Raw genomic sequence first — 21,021 nt, 5'->3', positions numbered from 1 at the left:
TATAGCGCACTGGGGGCCTTGCGGCAAGGCCCGGGGCGTGGCGCACAATCAGCGGCCGAGGCCGAAGCCGAGCCTCAGATTCGGAGCTGATGCCGTGACCTCCCCGACGACGACCACCAGCGCGTTTGACCTTCCCGACCGCCTCTCGGCCAAGGCCGACCCGACGCTGATCACACACGACGAGCGGCACTTCACCGCCGTCGCCGAATGCCTGGAGCAGACGACCGCCGAACTGTCCGACCGCCTCGACGGCCTGCGTAAGGCGCCCGGTGGCCTGGGCCAGGAGGCGATGGACCGGGACGTGGAGATCCACCGGCTGACCGCTCGCCTGCGCACACTGCGTCGGTTCGGATGGGATCTGTGCCTCGGGCACATCGTCAGCGCCGACGCCCCCGAGCCCGTGTACATCGGCCGCCTTGGTCTCACCGACGGCGCGGGGCGTCGGCTGCTGATCGACTGGCGCTCGCCCGCGGCGGAGCCGTTCTTCGCCGCGACCCACGCCAACCCGATGGGTCTGGCGAGCCGTCGCCGGTATCGCTGGACCCACGGCCGGATCGGCGACTACTGGGACGAGGTGTTCACCGCCGACGGGATCGAAGGGCACGCCGCGCTCGACGACCAGTCCGCCTTCATCGCGAGCTTGGGGAGCAACCGGTCGTCCCAGATGCGCGACGTACTCGGCACCATCCAGGCCGACCAGGACGCCATCATCCGCGCGGATTCCCGTGGTGCTCTCGTCGTTGACGGCGGTCCGGGTACGGGCAAGACCGTCGTCGCCCTGCACCGCTCCGCCCACCTGCTCTACGCCGACCCCCGCCTCGGTCACCGTCGGGGCGGCGTGCTGTTCGTCGGCCCGCACCGGCCCTACCTGTCCTACGTCGCCGACGTCCTGCCCAGCCTCGGCGAGGAGGGCGTACAGACCTGCGTCCTGCGGGACCTCGTCGCCGAGGGAGCCACAGCGGTGACCGAGACCGACCCGGCCGTGGCCGCGCTGAAGTCGTCCGCGGACCTGGTGAAGGCGATCGAGACGGCCGTCAGGTTCTACGAGGAGCCGCCTACCGAGGGGATGACCGTATCGACGCACTCAGGCGACATCTGGCTGAGCGCCGACGACTGGGCCGAGGCGTTCGGCGCGCCGGACCCAGGCACTCCCCACAACGAAGCACGCGAACAGATCTGGGAGGAACTGGTCACGATCCTGCTGAACAAGCTCGACAGGAACGGCGACGGCGACGGTGACGGCGGCGTATCGCCTGACCTCTTTCGCAGGTCGCTGATGCAGGACAAAGAGCTGGTCACAGCCTTCCACCGGGCGTGGCCGCTCCTCGAAGCGGCTGACCTCGTCGGAGACCTGTGGTCGGTACCCGCCTACCTGCGCCTGTGCGCCCCCTGGCTCAGCCGCGACGAGATACGCACGCTGCAGCGCGCGGACGCCCAGGCCTGGACGGTGTCCGACCTGCCGCTCCTGGACGCGGCACGGCAGCGCCTCGGCGACCCGGAGGCGGCACGGCGCAAGCGTCGGCACAACGCCGCTGTCGCCGCCGAACGAGAGCGCATGGCCGCAGTCGTGGACGACCTGATCGAGGCCGCGGACGACGCGTACGGTGTCGGCCTGGTCTCGATGCTGCGCGGCGAGGACTTCCAGGACGCCCTGGTCGACGAGACCGCCCTGCCCAGCGCCGACCCGGACCAGCTCGCCGGACCGTTCGCGCACATCGTCGTGGACGAGGCCCAGGAACTGACCGACGCGGAGTGGCAGATGCTGCTGCTCCGCTGTCCGTCCCGGAGCTTCACCCTGGTGGGGGACCGTGCCCAGGCCAGGAACGGGTTCACCGAGTCCTGGCGGGAACGGCTTGAGCGGGTCGGGCTCGACCGGATCAACCTGGCCTCGCTGAGCATCAACTACCGGACACCACAAGAGGTCATGGCGGAGGCCGAGCCCGTCATCCGGTCCGTACTCCCGGACGCCAACGTGCCGACCTCCGTCCGCAGTGGCCATGTCCCCGTCGTACACGGACCCATCGCGGACCTCGACTCGATCCTTGACGCCTGGCTCGCCGCGCATGACGAAGGCGTGGCCTGCGTCATCGGCACGGGCGACATCGGAGTCGGGGCGTTTCGGGCGACGCCCCGCGTCCGGTCGCTGACCCCGGAGCTGTCGAAGGGGCTCGAGTTCGACCTGGTCGTCGTGATCGATCCACAGACGTTCGGCAACGGGAACGCGAACAGGAACGAAGGAGCGGTCGACCGCTATGTAGCGATGACCCGAGCGACCCAGCAACTCGTCATCCTCACGAGCTCCTGAAGTCGTCTGTCCGAATCAACGCGGGTTCTTCCAGTACGGCGGGCACACCGTCTCCGTCGACCTGGGCAGGTAGTACCTGAGGTTCTTCCGGCCGGACGGCACCTCGTCGTCGATGTCGGGGTTGGTGTCGAGATCCTCCCGGAGGGGGACGTACACCAGCAGGTGCTGCCCCTTGCGCAGCGACCGTTCGGAATCCACGACACGGGGGTCCACCAGGTCGAGTTCGACCTGGTCCGCACCGCTCCGCGGCTTGAACCACTCGGTCACCTGGAGCGTGACGAGGAGGCGCCCTTCCCGGGAGGACTCCCGTACGGCGAGGACGTCACCCTCGACGATCATCCGAGCACAGGCGATGGCCTCCTGGTGGGACTGTCCCTTACCCGCGCCGTCCTCCGCACTCCCGGCGTCCGCCCCGGACTTGCTGTCCGACTTCGCACCGGCACCGGCATCCCCGTCCGACAGTCCGCTGCCGCCGTTCGCGATGCCCAGCACGATCACCCCCACGACGGCCGCCGCCGCGACCAGGGGGCCGATCGCTCTGCCTCCGCGCCACCACGCCACCGGCCGTGGCGGCGCGGGGGAGGGGCGCGTGGCCTCGTCGCCGATCATCCGGAGGGCGAGGCGCAGCCGCTCCTCCTCCTGCCCGGTCAGCTCCCGCTCGTCGGGCATGTCAGATCGCCTCCATGTCACTCAGTTGAGTCCGCAGGGCCGCGACGGCCCCGTGTATGCGGCTCTTGGCCGTGCCTTCGGGTATGTCCAGTTGACGGGCGATCTCGGACAGCGGCAGGTCAGCGTAGTACCGCAGGACCAGGGCCTGGCGCTGAAGCGGCGTCAGGCGCTCCAGCCCGTCGGCCATGGTCAGCGCCAGGTCCCGGTGTTCCTGCGGGTGGTCCGTCGGGGGCCGCAGCGACCAGCGGGTGGCCAGCCGCTCGCGCAGACCCGCGTCCCTTGCCCGGCCCCGGTGCCAGTCGGTGGCGATCCGGGAGGCGACCACCGCCATCCAGGCGGCCGGTTCGCGTATCTCGGGACGGTCAGGGTCCGCCTGGGCCTCCAGGAGCTTCAGCCGTACCTGCTGCAAGCCGTCCTCGAGCTGGTCAAAGGGCAGCCCGCCCATCAGCAGCACCCCACGAATCCGCCTGCTGTCCGCCTCGGAGAACAGCGGCGAACTCTCCTGTGTGGCCCCTCTCTCGAGCCAGCGCACCATCCGTATCCCCTCGCCTCGTTTCCCCAAGGACGGAGCCGCCCCCGGAAACGTTCGGTCCCGGAGACGGCTCGTTTTCCTGTTCGTATGTGTACGAGGCCGGGTACGGCCTATGCCTTGCGGTACGCGTACGCCTCCTTGGCGGCCTCCTCCACCGCGTCGAGATCCGCACCGGCCGACGCGGTGACCACGGCCGCGACGGCGCCCTCCACGAACGGCGCGTCTACCAGCCGGGCACCGTCGGGGAGTTCGTCGCCTTCGGCGAGCAGCGACTTCACGGTGAGGACGGCACTGCCGAGGTCGGCGAGCAGGACGACGCCCGCGCCCTGGTCGACCGCGCGCGCCGCGTCGGTGATCAGCTCGGCGCTGGTGCCAAGACCGCCGTCCGGGGTGCCGCCCGCCGGTGCGACGGGGGCGGTGTCGCCGCCGCCCGCGAGTCCCTTCACCAGCTCGGCAACCGCGACGGCCACCGGTCCGCTGTGTGAAACGAGGACGATGCCCACCCGTCGCTCACCCACCGGCCACCTCCGCGAGCGCGGCGATCAGCAGCGCCGACGAGGTGGCGCCCGGGTCCTGGTGGCCGATGCTGCGCTCGCCGAGATAGCTCGCGCGCCCCTTGCGGGCCTGCATCGGTGTCGTGGCGAGCGCACCCTTCTCGGCGGCCGCCCGCGCCACGTCGAACGACTCATCCAGCGCGTCGGCCGCCGGGATCAGCGCGTCCAGCATCGTCTTGTCGCCCGCCGCCGCGCCGCCCAACTGCGCCACCGCGGCCACCCCCGCGCGCAGCGCCTCGGCCAGCTCAGGCTGGGAGACCTCAGCGGCGTCGCCGAGGGCCTTGCCCGTACGCCGCAGCAGCGTTCCGTACAACGGCCCGGACGCCCCGCCCACCTTCGAGATCAACTGGCGTCCCGCCAGGGTCAGTACGGCTCCGGGGGTCTCCGGGGCCTCCGCCTCGACGACCTCCCGGACCGCCGTGAAACCGCGTTTGAGATTGCTGCCGTGGTCGGCGTCGCCAATCGGCGAGTCCAACTCGGTCAGCCGGTCCGCCTCACGGTCGACGGCCGCCGCGGCGGCCGTCATCCAGCGGCGGAAGAAGTCGGCGTCGAGCACATGCCCTCCTCGCATCGGTCGTCACACGCCCCAGCGCAGGGCGGGGGTACGTACCGGAGCGTCCCACAGGCGCAGCAGCTCCTCGTCGACCTGGCAGAGCGTCACCGAGCAGCCCGCCATATCGAGCGAGGTCACGTAGTTGCCGACGAGGACGCGCGCGACCGCCACCTGGCGCTCGGCCAGCACTCGCTGCACCTCGGCATGGAAGCCGTACAGTTCAAGCAGCGGCGTCGCCCCCATGCCGTTGACCAGGACCAGCACCGGGTTTCGCGGCCGCAGGTCCTCCAGTACGGCATCGACGGCGAAGTCCGCGATCTCCCGCGAGGTCATCATCGCGCGCCGCTCGCGGCCCGGCTCGCCGTGAATGCCGATCCCCAACTCCAGCTCTCCGGGCGGCAGATCGAACGTCGGACTGCCCTTGGCGGGAGTCGAGCAGGCGCTCAGCGCGACCCCGAAACTCCGGGAGTTCTCATTCACCTGCCGGGCGATCGCCTCGACGCGTTCCAGCGGCGCGCCCTCGTCCGCCGCGGCCCCCGCCAGCTTCTCGACGAAGAGGGTGGCGCCGGTGCCGCGCCGTCCCGCCGTGTAGAGGCTGTCGGTCACCGCCACGTCGTCGTTGACCAGGACCTTGGCGACCTGGATGCCCTCGTCCTCGGCGAGCTCGGCGGCCATGTCGAAGTTCAGTACGTCACCGGTGTAGTTCTTCACGACGAACAGCACGCCCTGACCACTGTCCACGGCGGCCGCGGCCCGCACCATCTGGTCCGGCACCGGCGAGGTGAACACCTCGCCGGGACAGGCCGCCGACAGCATGCCGGGCCCCACGAACCCGCCGTGCAGCGGCTCATGTCCTGACCCGCCGCCGGATACCAGCGCGACCTTGTCCGCGACGGGCGCGTCCCTACGGACGATGACCCGGTTCTCGACGTCGATGGTGAGCTCGGGATGGGCCGCGGCCATGCCCCGCAGCGCGTCCGCGACCACCGTCTCCGCGACATTGATGAGCATCCTCATGGGTACCTCCTGAGTGGGGTAGCAAACGGGTGAGTGACCTGCGTATTTCCCTGGTCAGTGGCTGTGGGCGGTTCGGATGGTTGGGCGGGACTCGGCTGGGTGCCACTGTCGGCAGTATCGGCCTTGCCGCGGTGGAGGTCACGGGCGAGAGCCTTCTGGGCGCGCCCCGGTACCGAATCAGGAGGCCCCGTCGCCCCTAGGCCGTGTCCGACCTAGAGCGTCGGGGGCTGTGACCGGGCGCGGGGGAAGCGTGCGACGAGTCGTGCGCCGTGTTGTGACGGCCGGGTGTGCAGGCTGCCGCCGTGGGATTGCGCGATTTCGCGAGCGATGGCCAGCCCCAGACCCGTACCTCCTTCGGCGCGGTTGCGGTCGTCGTGCAGTCTTGCGAACCGCTCGAAGACACGCTCGGCTGACTCTGCCGGGATGCCGGGACCGTCGTCCTGGACCTCCAGTAGGGCGTCGCCGGACTCGGGGTCGGTGGTGGCGGTGATCCGTACCTCGGATGCCGCGTAGCGCTGTGCGTTGTCCACCAGGTTGGCCAGCAGCCGCTCCAGGTGACTGTGGTCGCCGTGGACCAGTACGGGGGCGTTGGCCTCCACCACGATGGGGACGCGGGCGGAGCGCCGCCGCGCGTGCTCCTCAGCGGCGAGCAGGGCCAGGTCTACCGGGGCCTCGGTGTGGGGCGCCCGGGCATCGAGCCGGGCCAGGAGCAGCAGGTCGGCGGCGATTCGCTGGAGGCGCAGTGTGTCGCCGAGTACGCGCTCGATCGCGGCGGCCGAGTGGGGCTCCCGGATCTCCAGGGCGGCTACTTCGAGTTCCGCTCGCAGCGCGGCGATCGGGTTGCGCAGTTCGTGGGAGGCGTCGGCGACGAACTGCCGCTGTCGGGTGACCGACTGTTCGAGCCGGTCGAGGGTCGAGTTGACCGTCTGGGCGAGTGCGGTGATCTCGTCGCCGCCTGGCGGGGTGGGAACGCGTCGGTCCAGTGCGCTGGCGGTGACGGACGCGAGGGCGGTGCGGATCGCGGTGACGGGGCGCAGGGTGAGTGTGGCCGCCGCCCAGGCGCTCGCGGCGCTGAGCGCGACGAGCAGCGGGCCGGCGGCGATCAGTGCGGTGCTCAGGGCGCGGATGGCCTCGTCCACGTCGTCGAGCTCGGTCCGTGCGTAGACATAGCGGGTGCCGTCGGGCGACTCGGCCCGTACGACGGAGACCACGCCGCGCTGGTCCGTCCGGCCCGCCTGGGTCTCGACTCTGCTCGCGGAGTCGTGCCCGGGCCCCGGCCGGAAGGCGGCGAGTCCGGCGGACAGCGCTGCCGGGTCGGGATCCGTTCCGGCGAGGGCGGTGCCGTCCGGGGTCAGGACGACGAGGGAGTCGACGCCACCCTCGGGGTCTGGCAGGTGGGAGGTGAGCTGGTCGGCGGCGACATCGGCGGCGACCTTGCGGGCGGCCAGCTCGGTGCGGTCCTCGGTGCTGTCCAGGAGGTTGGCACGCAGCGTCGTGAACAGCCAGAGGCCGCCGAGTACCAGGAGGACCGTCATCGTCGTTGCCGCCGCGAGCGCGGCGCGCGCACGCACCTGACGGGGAATCAGCCTGCGGGCCCATGAGGGCACTCGGATGCTACGCGGCATCGGAGCCGAGCCGGTATCCGACGCCCCGCACCGTGTGGATCGTGCGGCGCTGGAAGGGCGTGTCGACTTTGCGGCGCAGTGAACTGACGTAGACCTCAACGATGTTCGGGTCGATGTCGCCGCCCGGTGTGTCCCGCCACACTTCGTGCAGGATGTGCTGCTTGTCGACGGCCGCCCCCTCAGCCTCCATCAGGCACCGCAGGACGGCCAGTTCACGGGCGGTCAGCTCGATCTCCCGCTCGCCCCGGCGGCAACGGCGCGCGGCCACGTCGAGCACGAGATCGCCGACCTGGAGTGTGGCCCGCTGCTCCCTGCCGGTACGGCGGCCGAGCGCGCGCAGTCTGGCGAGCAGGACGACGAACGAGAACGGCTTGGCGAGATAGTCGTCGGCCCCCGCGTCCAGCCCGTCCGCCTCGTCGTGTTCACCGTCCTTGGCTGTCAGCATCAACACTGCGGTGGGGTCTCCCAGGGAACGCAACCGGCGGCAGACCTCGTAGCCGTTGATACCGGGCAGCATCACATCGAGGACCAGGGCGTCGTACTCGCGGGAGCGGGCGGCTTCCAGTCCGCGCAGGCCGTCGTGGACGACATCGACCCAGTGACCGGCCGCGCCGAGCCCCCTGCGCAGCGTGTCAGCCAGTCCCTCCTCGTCCTCGACCACCAAAATACGCATTCATCAACCATCGCATACGAAGCTTCCCAAACAGGATTAACTGACCACGCACTCCGTAGCGACCGCCTCGTCGAGTCGGCGGACCAGGGCCATGAAGACCAGGGCGACGGCGGCACTCGTCCCGGCCGTGAGGGCGTGCCCGCTCTGGCAGGAGAGTTGGGCGAGGTGCGGGTCCGGGGCGTCGAGCCCGTACAGGGATCTGAGCGGGAGGACGACCCCGGCGCCCAGGCCCACCAGGGAGGCACAGGCCAGCGGAGCCACGACGAGCAGGGCGTACAGGGCGTACCGGGCGCGGGGAGGGGATGGGTGGGGCGGGGCGGCGGGCCGATCACGACGATCACGAGGATCGCGACGGCGAGTGAGCCGACGGTGATCCGGCCGAGCGCGTCGCCCGCGGCACGCGCGGTGGCCGCGCTCTCGCGCTGGAGCCGCCCGGTCAGGCCCGCGTTCTCCCAGCGCTGACCGGTGGGGGTGAGGACGACCCGTACGCCGCGAGGAACATCAGCGCGGCCAGCGCTCCCGCGCCCCAGATCCGCCACGCCCCCTTGGACTCCGCGGTCACAGGTCCGCCGCCACGGCCGGGGCTGTCGCGCTCTCGGCTGTCGGCTCGGGGCGGTTGTCCTGGTGGCTGATGACCAGCAAGAGCGCGACCAGCAGCCAGTTCCCGGTCATGGCGGACCTGCCCTGGGCCAGAAAGGGCAGTGCCTTGCCGGTGAAGGGCATGAGGCCCAGTACTCCACCGGCGACGATGAAGACCTGGAACGCGAGCACCACGGACAGCCCTGCGGCGAGCAGCTTGCCGAAGAGGTTGTCGGCGACAAGGGCGGTGCGGAATCCGCGCTCGATGAACAGGCCGTACAGCAGGAGCAGGGCCATGACTCAGGCGAGGCCGAGTTCCTCGCCGACGGTGGTGAGGACGTAGTCGCTGCGGCCCGCGAATCCCACGAGTTCGGGGTGGCCGAGCCCCGGACCGGTGCCGGTGACTCATAGGTGTCGCCGGGGAAGAACGCGGGTGCCATCAGCAGGGCCAGCGACACCGCCATCTCGACGGGCAGGTCGAGGAACGCGCTCACGGTCGTGATCTGCGACCGGCGACCGGCCTCACGCCCGGCGCGCTCCAGCTCCCGCTTGTCGTCCACCCCCGCTGCCGGAGCTTCTGCTCCCTGGCCGCATTCGCCAGTCCGTATGCCTTCTTTATCTTGTCCTGGCCGTGCCCCGGTATGTCGACCAGGTCGTCGCGGGGAATGGGGAATCCCTTTACCTTTCCATTCCCCGCGGGTACTCGCAGCAGAATCAGCGTGTTGGCGTTATAGCCGCCGATTTCCGAGTTACCGGCATGCAGTTTCCGCAGAAGTTTCTTCGGGAGTTCCTCACCGTTCTGAGCCTTCCTGCTGTCCAGCCGATGGCGAGCACAAGGGTGAGCGTCAGCAGCGTGCGCAGCAGGCGGAACCGGCGCCCGGGCGGGCGCTGGTGGGCGGGGCGCCTGTGCCCGTGGCGTCGCCACTGGTCACGTACGGCTCGGTGCTTCGACATGCGGGAGATTCTGCGGGAGTCCGCCTGAAGAAATCCTGAGTTTCCTGAAGGCCTCTTCAGGAAACTCAGGAAGGGAATCCAACCGCAAAGCGACGGGGCCCTGGTCCGAATTGGGCACGCTCAATCGCATGCTACTGTCGAATGGTCGACGGAAATTCGGGCCATTCCGCGCCAATGCGTCGGCCGCGTTCCTGGATCAGCAACTGATCACGCATAGCGCCTGTCCGCGAATCCCGCGCACACGGCGCTCCACAAACATCCTCCGCTGCGCGCGGCGGAGCGCCATGCCGCCATGCGGCGAGAAAGGCCTCATCATGACCCTGCTCACCCCTGAAAAGCTGGCTCCGCCAGGCCGCCGCCGTGAGCGCCGGGCCGCCGAGCTGGAGGCCCGGACCCGTGAAGTCGGCGTCAGGCTCTCGGAGTACGGCGCGCAGTCCGCGCGCCAGGTCCTGCGGGACCTGGGCGTCACCCGCGACGGCCTCAGGCACGGTGAGGCCGTCGACCGGCTCGGACGGTACGGAGCCAACGTCGTCACGCAGGAGCGGCCACCGCGCTGGTACGTACAGCTGGCGAACGCGTACGCGAACCCGTTCACCGCCGTGCTGGTCGTCCTGGCCGGTGTCATGTACTGGCAGGACCCGGCCGACCCCGGCGTCATCATCCTCTCCGTCATGGTGGGGATCAGCGGGCTGTTGCGGTTCTGGCAGGAGTACCGGTCGGGCAGGTCGGCCGAGGCCCTCAAGCGACTGGTCACCACCACGACCGCCGTGCAACGCCGTGCGGGGCGCGGGTCGGTCCCGACAACCCTCGAGGTGCCCATGGAGCAGGTCGTCCCCGGCGACCTGGTCAAGCTGTCGGCGGGCGACCTGGTCCCCGCTGACCTACGGCTGGTCGCGGCGAAGGGCCTGATGGTCAACCAGGCCTCGCTGTCCGGCGAGTCGCTGCCGGTCGCCAAGGCCGACATCCGGGGCGACGACTCCGGCCGTACCCCCACCAGCGACCCGGTCGAGGCGGACAACCTCTGCCTGATGGGGACGTCGGTGACCTCGGGTATCGCCACTGGTGTCGTCGTGGCGACCGGCACCCGGACGTACTTCGGCTCGATGGCGGGCTCGCTGGCCGGTGAGCGTCCGCGGACCAACTTCGACAACGGCGTACGCAGGGTCAGCTTTCTGCTGATCCGCTTCATGCTGGTGATGGTCCCGGTCGTCTTCGCGATCAACGGCCTCACCAAAGGGGACTGGGACGAGGCACTGCTCTTCGCGATCGCGGTGGCGGTCGGGCTGACCCCCGAGATGCTCCCGATGGTGGTCTCCGCCAACCTGGCCCGGGGCGCGGTCGCCATGTCCCGGCGCAAGGTGGTCGTCAAACGGCTCAACGCGATCCAGAACCTGGGCGCGATGGACGTGCTGTGCACGGACAAGACCGGCACCCTGACCGAGGACCGGATCGTCCTGGACCGCCACCTGGACGTGCACGGCCACGAGGACAGCGAGGTCCTGGAGCACGGCTACCTCAACTCCCACTTCCAGACCGGCCTGAAGAACCTGATGGACCAGGCGATCATCGACCGCGTCCACGAGGCCGAGGAGGTTGTCGTCGATACGCGCTTCACGAAGATCGACGAGATCCCCTTCGACTTCGCCCGCCGCCGGATGTCCGTCATCCTGCGCCGAAACCCGTTGCTGGGCCACGGCGACGGCGACCACATCATGATCACCAAGGGGGCGGTCGAGGAGGTCCTCGCCCGGTGCACGCACCTCAGGGACCGCGGCGAACGAGTCGAGCTGACCGACCAGTTGAGGTGGCATGTGGCCCAGGTCGCCGAGGCCCGCAACCGGGACGGGCTGAGGGTCCTGGCCGTCGCCACCCGCACGGCCCCCGAGGCCGAGCGGGACACCTACAGGGTCGCGGACGAGGCCGGGCTGACCCTGGTCGGCTTCCTGGCCTTCCTCGACCCGCCGAAGGCGGACGCGGCCGCCGCCCTGCGGGGTCTGGCCGACAACGGCATCGCGGTCAAGGTCGTCACCGGCGACAACGAACGCGTCGCCGCACGGGTCTGCGCCGATGTCGGCATCGACGTGGGGACGGTCCACCCTGGTCGCGTACTGCGCCCTCACCCAGCTGGTGAAGACCTGGTACATCCGCCGGTTCCACACCTGGCTGTGACCACCGCCGCACCAGGCGGCACCCGAGTCCCCACACACATCAGCCGATCGAAGGGAGCACCATGCGTAGCTGGATGTCGGGCGGTGTGTACGGCACGGTCCTGGCCAGCGCACTGCTCGCCGCCCTCCAGGCAGACGGGGTGTTCACCCCGTACTACGACGCCGCCTGGGTCATGGTGACCGCGGGCACGGCCGCCCTCGCGCACGGTTACGCCCACCACATGGCCACTCACGAGCCGGGCTCGGGCAGCCATCGGTGGCGGCAGCTCGGGCGCACCCTGGCAGACGAGTGGCCACTGTTCGCAGCCTGCTTGCCGACCGTGCTGTTGCTGGTGGCCGCGGGGGTGGCCAACTGGCCCGCGGGGGACGTCACCACCGCGGGCCTGGCCGCGAACGCCGCGCTGCTCTTCGGCTGGGGCACCTTCGCCGCCCTGCGCGTGGGCTACCGGCGCCGGTCGGCGGTGGCGATCGGCGCCGCGGACGCGATGATCGGACTGCTGATCGCCGGGGCCAACGCACTGATCAAGTAAGAGCGGGGGTGCTGCCATGTGCCATGGGAGGCTCCTCGGCTACCACTTACCCAGAAGTAAGCTTACTCAGAAGTCAGAAGATTGTCGGACCTCCTTGATTTCCCCTTACGCGCCGGTAAGTTGACGAGCGAGTCAGAACCCGAACCACCGCGCGGCACAACACGTCAGGCCAACCACGGAGCCGACTATGGGCGTACGCAAGGATCTGAAACGGGCGAAGCAGCGCAGCGACCTGGCCAATCGGGTCCGCACCGAGCTGACCAGACAAGACGGCGTGGTCAGGGAAGTACGCACCGCCCCCCTCGCCTCGGCGGGAGACGGGGGCTCCGCCGCGGACGTCCCCTTCATCAACGCCGCCGAGGACCCGGACGCCGTCGTCGTACGCCGCAAGGTGGGCCGCTCCTGGCAGCCGGTCACCGCCGCCGGTTTCGCAGGCGAAGTGGCGGCGGCCGCCAAGGGGCTGATCGCCGCCGGGCTCGAACCAGGCGGCCGGGTCGCTCTGATGGCGCGCACCCGCTACGAGTGGGCGGTCCTGGACTTCGCGATCTGGGCGGCGGGCGGCCAGAGTGTGCCGATCTACGCCACCTCATCCGCCGAGCAGGTCGAGTGGATCGTACGGGACTCCGGCGCCACCCACCTGATCACGGAGACGTCCGACAACACCCGCACGGCCGAGGATGCGGCCGCCCGGCTGCCGCAGCCGCCGCGCCTGTGGGAGCTGGACAAGGGGGCCATCCCCGAACTGGCCACGCTGGGACGCGAGATACCCGACGAGGAGGTCACCAAGCGGCGGGCCGCGCTCACCCCCGACACCATCGCCACCGTCTGCTACACCTCCGGCACCACCGGCCGACCCAAGGGCTGCGTCCTCACTCACCGCAACCTGCACGCCGAGGCCGCCAACACCGTCGAACTGCTGCACCCCGTCTTCAAAGAGGTCACCGGACAGGTCGCGTCGACCCTGCTCTTCCTCCCGCTGGCGCACATCCTGGGGCGCACCATCCAACTCGCCTGCATGATGGCGCGGATCGAACTCGGCCACTGCCCGAGCATCAAGCCCGACGAACTCCGCCCTGAACTCCGCTCCTTCAAACCGACGTTCGTCGTCGGCGTGCCCTACCTCTTCGAGAAGATCCACGACACCGGACGGGCCACCGCGGAGAAGATCGGCCGCGGCGCGTCATTCGAGCGCGCGGACCGGATCGGGGTGCGCTTCGGCGAGGCGTACCTGGACAAGTTCCTGGAGCGCGGCAAGGGGCCATCGCTCGGGCTCTATCTCGCCTGGGCCCTCTACGACCTGCTGGTGTACCGCCGGGTCCGCAAGGAACTCGGCGGACGGCTGCGCTACGCCATCAGCGGCGGCTCACCACTTGACCGGCGGCTGAACCTCTTCTTCTATGCCGCGGGGATCGTCATCTACGAGGGCTACGGCCTCACCGAGACCACGGCCGCGGCCACCGTCATCCCACCGCTCAGCCCGCGCCCGGGCACGGTCGGCCTGCCGGTGCCCGGCACCGCGATACGTATCGCGGACGGGGGCGAGGTCCTCATCCGCGGCGGCATCGTGTTCGGCGCGTACTGGAACAACCCCGAGGCGACCGAACAGGTCCTGGACGACGGCTGGTTCGCCACCGGGGACCTCGGCGAACTCGACGACGACGGCTATCTCACCATCACCGGCCGGATGAAGGACATCATCGTCACCTCGGGCGGCAAGAACGTCTCGCCCGCCCCACTGGAGGACCGGCTGCGCAGCCGCCCGCCCGTCGGCCAGTGCATGGTCGTCGGCGACAACCGCTCGTACGTCGCCGCCGTCGTCACCCTGGAACCGGACGCGGTCGAGCACTGGCTCGCCGTACGCAAGAAACCCCAGGACACCCCGATGTCCGAGGTCATCCGCGACCCGCGCATGATCGCCGACGTCCAGAAAGCCGTGGACTACGCCAACGAGGCCGTCTCCCGGGCCGAGTCCATCCGCAAGTTCGTCATCGTCGAGGGTGAGTTCACCGAGGAGAACGGACTTCTCACCCCCTCGCTCAAGGTCAAGCGGAAGGCCGTGGCGGACACGTACGCGGCCGAGATCGAGGCGCTCTACCAGGGCTGAAGCCGAACCCCGGCCGCCGACGTCGTGCCAGTCGGGGGTCTCTCATCCCTCAGGAAAGCTGCCGGGGGCCTTGAACACGGCACCATGGCCGGGAACGATGACGTCGGCGGCCGCCATGACCCGGAGCCGGGAGGCCCGCAGCATCTCGCGGTCCGGGGCCACCGGGTCCTCGACCGGGCCGTTGGCGCGCCACCACAGATCGCCCACGAACGCCACCACGCCGCCGTACGTGCCCGCCAGCAGCGTGATGGCCTCACGGGCCAACCACATCGCCCGCGACATGGTGCTGCCCGCACACCGCGACGGCGGGCAGACCCAGTACCTGGCCGCCCCCGCACTACAGGACGGTCGGGACGAACGCCTCGCCGAAGTCCTCGCCTGGGCCCGCGATCACCTCCACGAACCGCTGCCGGTCGCGGAGCTGGCCGGGCGTGCCGTGATGAGCAAACGCTCCTTCGCTCGCCGCTTCACCGCGGCCACCGGCACCACACCGCACGCCTGGCTGCGGGAGCTACGGCTGAGCCGGGCCGAGGAACTGCCGGAAACCACCGACCTGCTGGTCGAGGAGATCGCCCGCACGGTCGGGTACGGCAGCGCGTCCGTACTGCGCGAGCGGTTCGTGCGCCGCCGAGGCGTTCCACCCCGCTCCTACCGCCGTGCCTTCACCCGGGCCTCCCCACCGACGGGTTGACCCGACCGCGAAGCACAGGTAAGGGAGAGACCGGCCTCGCACTCCGGCCGTGACCGGGACAAGCCCGGCCCCGCCCCCGAAGCGCCGACACCCCATGCTTTCCCCTCCGCCGTACTACGCCGACGACCGCAGACCTTGGTGATCGGTGCGTCACCCGTTCGACCCCGCCGACAGGCACGCCCGCTCGTGCGGACCTTGCATGGGAGGGTGACGCAGGTGGACGAGCAGCCCGTTGACGGTGAGGCGGCGCTGCGCGCCGTTCTGCTCAGCCGTGGCTATCTGCGGCTGCTGCTGCTCTCCGTCCTGCTGGGCGTGCCCATCGCCCTGGCCTGCTTCTTCTTCGTCGGCCTGCAACACGCGATCCAGCACGGCGTGTGGGAGGCGCTCCCCGAGGCCGTCGGCTACCACCGAGCCCCTTGGTGGTGGCCGCTGCCCACACTCCTGCTGGCTGGACTGATCATGGCGCCGATCGCCACCCGGATGCGGGGCGGCGGCGGCCACCTGCCGGTGAACGGCCTCGGCGGTACCCCCATCGGCCCAGAGGCGCTGCCCGGCGTGATCCTGGCCGCCCTCGCGACGCTGCCCCTCGGCGTCGTACTGGGCCCCGAGGCCCCGCTGATGGCCGTGGGCAGCGGGCTCGCCCTGCTCGCGCTGCGCAGGGCGAAGACCGCGACCGACCCCAGGTCGGCCACGGTCATCGCTACCGCCGGATCTACCGCCGCGATCTCCACCATCCTCGGCGGCCCGATCGTGGCCGCCATCCTGGTGGTGGAGGCCGCTGGGCTGGCCGGGGGACAGCTGGTCGTCCTGCTGCTGCCCTGCCTGGTGGCCAGTGCCACCGGAGCGCTGGTCTTCACCGGCTTCGGTCAATGGACCGGCCTGTCCATCGGCGCCCTCGAACTGCCCGCCGTGCCACCGGACGTCAACCCTGACGCGGGTGACTTCCTGTGGGGCGTTCCCGTCGCGGTCCTTGTCGCCCTCGTCGTTGCCACAGCGCACCGGCTCGGCCGGTATACCGCTCGGTGGACCAGCGAGCACACCGCGCCGCGTACCGTATTCTGCGCGCTCGCGGTCGGCGTCTGCCTCACGGCGTACGCGCTGCTGACGGGCCGTTCCCCCGAGGAAGCCGCGCTCTCGGGCCAGGCCACCCTCGGTGAGCTCGCCGCCCATCCGCATGCCTGGTCCGTCGCCGCTCTCCTGGCGCTTGTCGTCTGCAAGGCACTGGCCTGGGGCATCAGCCTGGGCTGTCTGCGCGGCGGTCCCATCTTCCCGGCCGTCCTGATCGGCGCGGTCGTCGCCGTCGCGTGCTCCGCGCTGCCCGGATTCGGGGTGCCCCCGGCCCTGGGACTCGGTATCGCCGCTGCCGCCGTGGTCGTCACCGGGCTGCCGCTGACCAGTGCGATCCTGGCCACGCTGCTGCTGGGCGACGACGCGTACCACCAGATGCCGCTGATCGTGATCGCGGCGGTCACCGCGCATCTGGCCACCCAACTGATCAACCGCCCCCGCACTCGAGAAGACAGGAAGGCCAGGGATGGCGGCAGTTGACGCGGCCGCCGCACGGCGGATGACCGAGACCCTGTTCATCGAGCGCTCATGGCGCAGCCCCAGCTCCACACGCTTCTGGGTACTGCTCGCGCTGGCCTCGGTCATCGCGGGCGCGGGCGTGGTCGCCGACTCGACCGCCACCGTCATCGGCGCCATGATCGTGGCCCCGCTGATGACCCCGATCCTGGGCAGTGCGCTGGCGCTCGTCCTGGCCGACCGCGGGCTTGTGGTGCGCAGTGTGCTGCTCGTGGTCGGCGGCGCTCTCACCGTCGTGGCCATCGGCATGCTGCTGGGCTGGATCGTCGCGTCGCCCGACGCCTACGCCTCCAACAGCCAGGTGTCCGCGCGGATCAGCCCTCGCCTCATCGACCTGCTGGCCGCTCTGGCCACCGGCACGGTCGGGGCCTTCGCCCTCGTGCGCTCCGATGTCTCCGACGCCCTGCCCGGTGTCGCGATCGCCATCTCCCTGGTGCCGCCGCTGTCCGTCACGGGGCTGCTGATCTCCGTACGGCGCTACCACGACGCCACCGAGTCCGCGCTGCTCTTCACCACCAATGTCGCCGCCATCATCGCTACCGGCACCACGGTCTTCCTCTGCTACCGGGTACGGGCAGGCGCGCACGCCGCTGGGATCACCGTAGGGGACCTGCGCGGACGGTCGCTGGTCGCGGTCGCGGCCCTCGTCCTGCTTGTCGCGGCTCCGCTCACGGCAGGGAGCATCTCGGTCATGCGGGACCGCACGCTCGCCGCCGACGCCCGGCCGGTCGCCGAGCGCTGGGCTGCCGCGGGCCAGTGGCAGGTCGCGTCCGTCAAGGCCCGCAACGGCACTGTGGTCGTGGGCGTACTCGGCCTTCCCCCGCATCCCGCCCCCACCGCCCTGCGGGCCGCGCTGGACGCCACCGGCATGCGCGACGCCGATCTCGAACTCCACCTGGTCGGTGGCCGAACCCACTGGTGCCCGGCGGACGGCACGACCTGCACCGTACGACGCACCAGCCGCACCTGACGCGGCCGCCCCCCCCGACACCCCTGCGGGCGGGTGCCGGACCAGGCCAGGACAGGCCCGAACAGGCCGGGACAGGCCTGTTTCGGGCCGGGCGGGGCGGCGCGCCTGGTGGGAGGATGTACGGACCGGCGCCCGGCCTCGAGACCGGAAGGACCCACCATGCCCGACGCCACAGAGCACCAGACACCCGGCGCGCTCACGGACCGGGACCTGCGGAACCTGGACGCCCACTGGCGTGCCGCGAACTACCTGGCCGTCGGCCAGATCTATCTGCTGTCCAACCCGCTGCTGACCGAACCGTTGCGCCCGGAGCACATCAAGCCGCGGCTGCTCGGCCACTGGGGCACATCCCCCGGCCTGAACCTGGTGTACACCCACCTCAACCGTGTCGTCCTGGCGCGCGGTCAGGATGCCCTGTGCATCTGGGGACCGGGACACGGCGGGCCCGCCGTACTCGCCAACTCCTGGCTGGAGGGCAGCTACAGCGAGACCTACCCGGACGTGAGCCGGGACCGGGCGGGTATGGAGCGGCTGTTCCGGCAGTTCTCCTTCCCGGGCGGCGTGCCCAGCCACGTCGCGCCCGAGACCCCCGGCTCCATCCATGAGGGCGGCGAACTCGGCTACTCCCTCGCCCACGCCTACGGCGCCGCCCTCGACAACCCGGACCTGCTCGTCACCTGCGTGATCGGCGACGGCGAGGCGGAGACCGGCCCGCTGGCCGCGTCCTGGCACTCCAACAAGTTCCTCGACCCCGTCCACGACGGCGCGGTCCTGCCGGTCCTCCACCTGAACGGCTACAAGATCGCCAACCCGACGGTGCTGGCCCGCCTGCCCGAACCCGAACTCAACGAGCTACTCCGGGGATACGGCCACGCCCCGATCCACGTCGCCGGCGACGACCCGATGACCGTGCACCGCGCCCTGGCCGCCGCCATGGACGAAGCCCTGGACCGTATCGCGCTCATCCAGCGCACCGCACGCGAGGAAGGCGTTACCGAACGGCCCCGCTGGCCGGTCATCGTGCTGCGCACCCCCAAGGGCTGGACCGGGCCGGCCGAGGTCGACGGCCTTCCCGTGGAGGGCACCTGGCGCGCGCACCAGGTGCCGCTCGCGGCGGTCCGCGACAACCCCGCGCACCTGCGGCAGCTGGAGGACTGGCTGCGCTCGTACCGTCCCGAAGAACTCTTCGACGCGCACGGCCGCCCACACGAGCAGGTGCTGGCCTGTGTCCCCGAGGGCGCCCGGCGCCTGGGCTCCACACCGCACGCCAACGGCGGCCTGCTGCTGCGCGAACTGCCCCTGCCGCCACTGGAGCGTTACGGCGTCCAGGTCGACAAACCCGGCGCGACACTGCACGAGCCCACGAGGGTGCTCGGCGACCTGCTGGAGCACGTCATGGCGGCCACCAGCCAGCGCCGTGACTTCAGGCTGGTCGGCCCGGACGAGACCGCGTCCAACCGGCTCCAGGCCGTCTACGGCGCGAGCGGCAAGGCCTGGCAGGCCCAGACCCGCCCGGTCGACGAGCACCTGGACCGGCACGGCAGGGTGATGGAGATCCTCTCCGAACACACCTGCCAGGGCTGGCTGGAGGGTTACCTGCTGACGGGACGGCACGGACTGTTCTCCTCCTACGAGGCGTTCGTCCACATCGTCGACTCGATGGTGAACCAGCACATCAAGTGGCTGCGCGTCACCCGCCAACTGCCCTGGCGCGCCCCGATCGCCTCCCTCAACTACCTGCTGACCTCCCATGTCTGGCGTCAGGACCACAACGGCTTCTCGCACCAGGACCCCGGCTTCGTCGACCACGTCCTCAACAAGAGCCCCGAGGTCGTACGGGTCTATCTGCCGCCGGACGCCAACACCCTGCTCTCGGTGGCGGATCACGCCCTGCGCAGCCGGGACTACGTCAACGTCATCGTCGCGGGGAAGCAGCCCTGCTTCGACTGGCTGTCGATGGACCAGGCCCGTGCCCACTGCGCCCGTGGGGCCGGGATCTGGGAGTGGGCGGGCAGCGAGAACGGCGAACGGGAACCGGACATCGTGCTGGCCGCCGCCGGTGACGTCCCGACTCAGGAGGTGCTGGCCGCCGCTCAGCTGCTGCGCGGCCATCTCCCGGAGCTGGCCGTGCGGGTGGTCAACGTCGTCGACCTGGCCCGGCTGCTGCCCGCCGAGGAGCATCCACACGGCATGACCGCCGCCGAGTTCGACGCCCTGTTCACCCGCGACAAGCAGGTGATCTTCGCGTACCACGGCTATCCCTGGCTCATCCACCGCCTTGCCTACCGGCGTACCGGCCACCCCAACCTGCACGTACGCGGCTACAAGGAGATCGGCACCACCACCACGCCGTTCGACATGGTGGTCCGCAACGACCTGGACCGCTACCGCCTGGTGATGGACGTCATCGACCGCGTGCCGGGCCTGGCCGTACGCGCCGCCCCCGTACGGCAGTTGATGGAGGACATCCGGCTGCGCCACCACGGCTGGATTCGCGAACACGGCACCGATCTGCCCGAGGTCGCGGACTGGACCTGGGACGGCTGACCGCGTACGGTTTCGCCGCCCTCACGCGTGCGGGACGACCGCGACCGGAGAGGTCGCGTGGTGCAGTACGGCGTGCGCGACCGGCCCGATGCGCATACCGAGCGTGGGCTGGTGCACCCGACGGCCGACGACAACCAGCGCGGCCCCCTCGGCGGCCTGCAACACGACGCCCGACGCCTGGGCCAGGTCGACCGTGTAGACGACCGGGACCTGTGGGTACCTGTCGCGCCACGGCTTGACCGCTTCGGCCAGCGCCAGTTCCTTCTCCCTCGGAGTGTTCTCGTCGTGCACTTCGGCCGGATACACGACGAGGCCGTACGCGTACAGCGACGGCAGGTCCTCCGCGTGCACGGCGCGCACCGTGGCTCCGTGGACGGCGGCCGCGCTGAAGGCGAAGTCCAGCAGTGGGCTGGGCTTCCGCGCCTCCAGGTGCTGGACGCCGACCACGACCTCCCCGTTGTCCTGCTCGCCGCCGGGCTGAGCGGGCGGCCGTACCGACACCACGGGGCTCTTCGCCCGGGCGAGCACCTGCTGACCCACGGAGCCGAGGAAGAATCCGGCGATGGCGCCGTGACCGCTGGAGCCCAGCACCAGCAGCTCGGCCTCCTCCGCCTGTCCCAGCAGCACCTCGGCCGCGATGCCGGGAATCTGCTCGCTATCGATGGGGAGTGCCGGATACCGCCCGCGCAGTTCCTGTTCGGCCTCCTGGAGCATGCGCAGGGCCTCATGCTGCTGGCGCTGGCTCTCCGGCTCCGGGGAGGCCGCGCCGAACGGGTGCCGTTCCCAGGCCTGCACCAGGCGCAGCGGCAGGCCGCGAAGGCGTGCCTCGCGCGCGGCCCAGTCGGCGGCGGCCTGACTCGGCAGGGAACCGTCCACGCCGACGGTGATGGGGCGAGTCATGGCAATGGACCTCCATGTCCAGTGGGCGACCGGCAGAGCGGGCCGCGGACGATTGCCCCGATCCTC

At 70.7% G+C, this 21,021-nt stretch carries 16 protein-coding genes and 3 pseudogenes; 8 read left to right on the top strand and 11 right to left on the bottom strand.

Features of this window, described 5'->3' with window-relative positions:
* Positions 1 to 94 precede the first annotated feature (94 nt).
* Complete coding sequence (gene helR, locus GCN81_RS14120; RefSeq protein WP_156724925.1) at positions 95 to 2,305, top strand: RNA polymerase recycling motor ATPase HelR; 2,211 nt, start codon at positions 95 to 97, stop codon at positions 2,303 to 2,305.
* 15 nt (positions 2,306 to 2,320) lie between these two features.
* Here helR and GCN81_RS14115 read toward each other — a convergent pair whose 3' ends face one another.
* From GCN81_RS14115 to GCN81_RS14075, 9 genes and pseudogenes are all read right to left on the bottom strand, one after another.
* Positions 2,321 to 2,974 (bottom strand): hypothetical protein, encoded by a 654-nt coding sequence (locus GCN81_RS14115; protein WP_156724924.1) that lies wholly within the window; start codon positions 2,972 to 2,974, stop codon positions 2,321 to 2,323.
* A 1-nt stretch (position 2,975) separates the two neighbouring features.
* Positions 2,976 to 3,509, bottom strand: coding sequence for an RNA polymerase sigma factor (locus tag GCN81_RS14110; protein WP_156724923.1), 534 nt, complete (start codon positions 3,507 to 3,509; stop codon positions 2,976 to 2,978).
* 107 nt (positions 3,510 to 3,616) lie between these two features.
* A complete protein-coding gene (locus tag GCN81_RS14105) occupies positions 3,617 to 4,024 on the bottom strand; it encodes a PTS-dependent dihydroxyacetone kinase phosphotransferase subunit DhaM (RefSeq protein ID WP_156724922.1) in 408 nt (135 codons plus the stop codon).
* Positions 4,017 to 4,616 carry a dihydroxyacetone kinase subunit DhaL gene (gene dhaL / locus GCN81_RS14100; RefSeq protein ID WP_156724921.1) on the bottom strand — a complete coding sequence of 200 codons (600 nt, stop codon included), beginning with the start codon at positions 4,614 to 4,616 and terminating at the stop codon, positions 4,017 to 4,019. Before dhaL ends, GCN81_RS14105 begins: the two co-directional genes overlap by 8 nt.
* 21 nt (positions 4,617 to 4,637) lie before the next feature.
* The gene (gene dhaK, locus GCN81_RS14095) at positions 4,638 to 5,630 is read right to left on the bottom strand and encodes a dihydroxyacetone kinase subunit DhaK (RefSeq protein WP_156724920.1); all 993 of its coding nucleotides are present in this window, start codon (positions 5,628 to 5,630) and stop codon (positions 4,638 to 4,640) included.
* A 212-nt stretch (positions 5,631 to 5,842) separates the two neighbouring features.
* Entirely contained in the window at positions 5,843 to 7,201 is a 1,359-nt protein-coding gene (locus GCN81_RS14090) for a sensor histidine kinase (protein WP_197287630.1), read from the bottom strand.
* A 43-nt stretch (positions 7,202 to 7,244) separates the two neighbouring features.
* The gene (locus GCN81_RS14085) at positions 7,245 to 7,928 is read right to left on the bottom strand and encodes a response regulator transcription factor (protein WP_156724918.1); all 684 of its coding nucleotides are present in this window, start codon (positions 7,926 to 7,928) and stop codon (positions 7,245 to 7,247) included.
* Between the two features lie 36 nt (positions 7,929 to 7,964).
* Positions 7,965 to 8,189: a hypothetical protein gene (locus GCN81_RS14080; RefSeq protein ID WP_156724917.1), complete on the bottom strand. Its 225-nt coding sequence runs from the start codon at positions 8,187 to 8,189 to the stop codon at positions 7,965 to 7,967.
* 297 nt (positions 8,190 to 8,486) lie between these two features.
* Positions 8,487 to 8,912 (bottom strand): annotated as a pseudogene (locus tag GCN81_RS14075) (FtsW/RodA/SpoVE family cell cycle protein); the annotation flags it as partial.
* Between the two features lie 863 nt (positions 8,913 to 9,775).
* Here GCN81_RS14075 and mgtA point away from each other — a divergent pair.
* From mgtA to GCN81_RS14060, 3 genes are all read left to right on the top strand, one after another.
* Positions 9,776 to 11,809 carry a magnesium-translocating P-type ATPase gene (mgtA, locus tag GCN81_RS14070; protein ID WP_231626706.1) on the top strand — a complete coding sequence of 678 codons (2,034 nt, stop codon included), beginning with the start codon at positions 9,776 to 9,778 and terminating at the stop codon, positions 11,807 to 11,809.
* Positions 11,692 to 12,159 (top strand): hypothetical protein, encoded by a 468-nt coding sequence (locus tag GCN81_RS14065; protein ID WP_156724916.1) that lies wholly within the window; start codon positions 11,692 to 11,694, stop codon positions 12,157 to 12,159. Before mgtA ends, GCN81_RS14065 begins: the two co-directional genes overlap by 118 nt.
* Before the next feature lie 187 nt (positions 12,160 to 12,346).
* Positions 12,347 to 14,263 carry an AMP-dependent synthetase/ligase gene (locus GCN81_RS14060; protein ID WP_156724915.1) on the top strand — a complete coding sequence of 639 codons (1,917 nt, stop codon included), beginning with the start codon at positions 12,347 to 12,349 and terminating at the stop codon, positions 14,261 to 14,263.
* A 42-nt stretch (positions 14,264 to 14,305) separates the two neighbouring features.
* Here the strand turns inward: GCN81_RS14060 and GCN81_RS14055 are convergent.
* Positions 14,306 to 14,518, bottom strand: a pseudogene (locus tag GCN81_RS14055) (MBL fold metallo-hydrolase); the annotation flags it as partial.
* Between GCN81_RS14055 and GCN81_RS14050 the strand changes: the two are divergent.
* From GCN81_RS14050 to GCN81_RS14035, 4 genes and pseudogenes are all read left to right on the top strand, one after another.
* Positions 14,514 to 14,954: pseudogene (locus GCN81_RS14050) on the top strand (GlxA family transcriptional regulator); the annotation flags it as partial. The pseudogenes GCN81_RS14055 and GCN81_RS14050 overlap by 5 nt on opposite strands.
* Positions 14,955 to 15,161: 207 nt before the next feature.
* Positions 15,162 to 16,502: a chloride channel protein gene (locus GCN81_RS14045; RefSeq protein WP_156724914.1), complete on the top strand. Its 1,341-nt coding sequence runs from the start codon at positions 15,162 to 15,164 to the stop codon at positions 16,500 to 16,502.
* Entirely contained in the window at positions 16,489 to 17,508 is a 1,020-nt protein-coding gene (locus GCN81_RS14040) for a DUF389 domain-containing protein (protein ID WP_156724913.1), read from the top strand. The genes GCN81_RS14045 and GCN81_RS14040 overlap by 14 nt, the downstream gene beginning before the upstream one ends.
* Positions 17,509 to 17,667: 159 nt before the next feature.
* Entirely contained in the window at positions 17,668 to 20,055 is a 2,388-nt protein-coding gene (locus tag GCN81_RS14035) for a phosphoketolase family protein (RefSeq protein ID WP_156724912.1), read from the top strand.
* 21 nt (positions 20,056 to 20,076) lie between these two features.
* Here the strand turns inward: GCN81_RS14035 and GCN81_RS14030 are convergent, their stop codons facing one another.
* The gene (locus GCN81_RS14030; protein WP_156724911.1) at positions 20,077 to 20,955 is read right to left on the bottom strand and encodes a universal stress protein; all 879 of its coding nucleotides are present in this window, start codon (positions 20,953 to 20,955) and stop codon (positions 20,077 to 20,079) included.
* Positions 20,956 to 21,021 lie beyond the last annotated feature (66 nt).

The organism is Streptomyces apocyni, assembly GCF_009739465.1.
Taxonomy (GTDB): domain Bacteria; phylum Actinomycetota; class Actinomycetes; order Streptomycetales; family Streptomycetaceae; genus Streptomyces; species Streptomyces apocyni.
Note: the sequence above shows the minus strand (reverse complement) of the source record. Positions and strands in the feature narration are given on the sequence as shown.